This window comes from Meridianimarinicoccus aquatilis, assembly GCF_004358675.1.
Taxonomy (GTDB): Bacteria; Pseudomonadota; Alphaproteobacteria; order Rhodobacterales; family Rhodobacteraceae; genus Meridianimarinicoccus; species Meridianimarinicoccus aquatilis.
This window is the reverse complement of sequence record NZ_SMZO01000119.1, coordinates 1-1,307: the sequence shown is the minus strand read 5'-3', so window position 1 is coordinate 1,307 and position 1,307 is coordinate 1. Positions and strand designations below refer to the sequence as shown.

Genomic DNA, 1,307 nt, shown 5'->3' with positions numbered 1-1,307 from the left:
GTCCACTTCAGTGACGCGCACGGTGACCACATCGCCGACTTTGACCACCTCGTGCGGGTCTTTCACGAACCGGTCGGCCAGTTGGCTGACATGCACCAACCCGTCCTGATGGACGCCGACATCAACAAAGGCCCCAAAAGCCGCGACATTGGTAACTGTCCCTTCCAGCCGCATGCCCGGTTTCAGGTCTGACATATTGTCCACGCCATCAGCGAATTTGGCGGTCACAAAGGCCGGGCGTGGGTCACGGCCGGGTTTGGCAAGTTCGGCCAGAATATCGCGCACGGTGGGCAAGCCAAAGGTGTCCGTCACGAAATCGGCCGGATCGAGCGCGGACAAAGCTGCCTCGTCCCCCATCACACTGCGCAGATCGCGCCCGCAGGCCTTCACGATGGCGCGCGCCAGACCGTAGGCTTCGGGGTGTACGGCAGACGCATCAAGCGGTTCCGTGCCGCCCGTGATCCGCAGAAAACCGGCGCATTGTTCATAGGCGCGAGGGCCGAGGCGGGCGACATCCTTAAGCGCCCGGCGGCTGGCGAAGGCGCCATTTTTATCGCGGTGGGCAACCACAGCTTCGGCCAGAGACGGGCCAAGGCCCGAGACATGAGCCAGCAGTGGTGCAGAGGCGGTGTTCAGGTCTACGCCGACCGCGTTCACCGCGTCTTCGACCACGCTATCGAGGGCGCGGGACAGGCGATGCTGGTCAACGTCGTGCTGGTATTGGCCAACGCCGATGGCCTTTGGATCGATCTTGACCAGTTCGGCCAGCGGGTCCTGCAGGCGACGGGCGATAGACACCGCGCCGCGCAAAGACACGTCGAGATCGGGAAATTCGCGGGCTGCCAGTTCGGATGCGGAATAAACCGACGCGCCAGCCTCGGACACGACGACTTTGGCAGGGCGGTCAGCGGCGGGCATATCGGCCAGCATATCTGCGACCAGTTTTTCGGTCTCGCGGCTCGCGGTGCCATTGCCGATGGAGATCAGCGCGACGCCATGTTTCGCGATGAGATGCGACAGCGCGGCGCGGGTGCCCTGCACATCCATGCGCGGCTGGAACGGGTAAACGGTGGCCGTGCCCAGCACCTTGCCGGTCGGGTCCACAACGGCCACTTTGACCCCGGTCCGAATGCCCGGATCAAGGCCCATGGTCGCCTTGGCCCCGGCTGGCGCGGCAAGAAGCAGCGCCTTGAGATTGCGGGCGAAAACGTCAATCGCCTCTATCTGCGCACGCGTACGCAAATCGCCCAAGAGATCCATCATCATGGTCGTCGATAGCTTGACCCGCCACGTCCAGTCGGCCACGC

1 protein-coding gene is annotated in these 1,307 nt (G+C 63.9%); it reads right to left on the bottom strand.

From position 1 onward, the window contains the following. Window positions 1-1,307, bottom strand: a 1,307-nt coding sequence (locus E2L05_RS20535; protein WP_133344885.1) for a helix-hairpin-helix domain-containing protein, incomplete at both ends; no start/stop codon positions are given.